General features: G+C 55.7%; 1 protein-coding gene. It reads left to right on the top strand.

Features of this window, described 5'->3' with window-relative positions:
- Positions 1-43: 43 nt before the first annotated feature.
- A protein-coding gene (locus tag H6M51_RS24145) for an IS3 family transposase (protein WP_185812304.1) occupies positions 44-1,186 on the top strand; the annotation gives its coding sequence in 2 pieces (ribosomal slippage) (positions 44-293 and positions 293-1,186; 1,144 coding nt annotated over the 2 pieces). This gene is flagged as partial in the annotation.

Genomic DNA, 1,186 nt, shown 5'->3' with positions numbered 1-1,186 from the left:
GGACACCGAGTTAAGGTGTTCCTCCTGAAACCGGAGAGCATGAATGCAAAGACGAATATTCAGCCGCGAGTATAAGCTCGAAGCGGTAAAGCTGGTCAAGGAGCGTGGGGTCGCTGTTGCCCAGGCGGCCCGTGACCTTGATGTCCACGAGAATGTGTTGCGCAAATGGGTTCGCGAATACGGCGACGATCCCAGCCAGTCTTTTCCTGGAAAAGGCCAGATGAAACCGGAGCAGCTTGAGATCGAGCGTCTCCGTCGCGAAGTCGCCAAGCTGAAGGCGGAGCGCGACATCCTAAAAAAGGCCGCAGCCTACTTTGCCAGGGACGCGAAATGAAGTTCGCGTTCATTGCAAAGCACCGTTCGATCTGGCCGGTGGCATGGCTCTGCGAAGCGCTAGGGGTTTCTCGTTCAGGTTTCCATGCCTGGCTCAACCGTTCTGCGAGTGAACGCGCTCGCTATGATGAGGTTCTGCTGGACAAGATCAGGCAGAGCTTCAAAATCAGCGACCGCACTTATGGTGCTCGCCGCGTATGGCATCACGTGCTGGAAGAAGGATTATCCTGTGGCCTCCATCGTATCGAGCGGCTGATGCGCTTGAATGCGCTCAGGGCTATGCCGAGACGGCGTGGCTTGCCGAAAGATGCCGGTGACCGTGCCGTCATCATGCCGAACGTGCTGGACCGTCAGTTCATGGCAGAGCGACCGAACCAGAAATGGGTGGCCGACTTCACCTATATCTGGACAGCAGAAGGCTGGCTGTATGTCGCGGCCGTCATTGACCTGTTCTCACGCCGTGTTGTCGGCTGGTCGATGAATGCCAACATGACGGCCCAACTCGTCACAGATGCGCTGATCATGGCAATCTGGCGTCGAGGAAAACCAGACGCGCTACTGCATCATTCCGATCAAGGAAGCCAATATACGAGCGAGCAGTTCCAGCGTCTCATGAGCGACCACGGCATCACCTGCTCCATGAGCCGCTCTGGAAATGTCTGGGACAACGCTGCAATGGAAAGCTTCTTCTCATCACTGAAAACGGAGAGAACAGCACGGAGGGTTTATCGCACGAGGAATGATGCAAGAGCGGATGTGTTCGATTACATCGAGCGCTTCTACAATCTGAAGCGCCGCCACTCGACACTGGGCTATCTCAGCCCCAATGACTTTGAAACAAAGGTGGGATTAG

The organism is Rhizobium sp. AQ_MP, from assembly GCF_014237835.1.
In the GTDB taxonomy this organism is placed as follows: Bacteria; Pseudomonadota; Alphaproteobacteria; order Rhizobiales; family Rhizobiaceae; genus Allorhizobium.
Note: the sequence above shows the minus strand (reverse complement) of the source record. Positions and strands in the feature narration are given on the sequence as shown.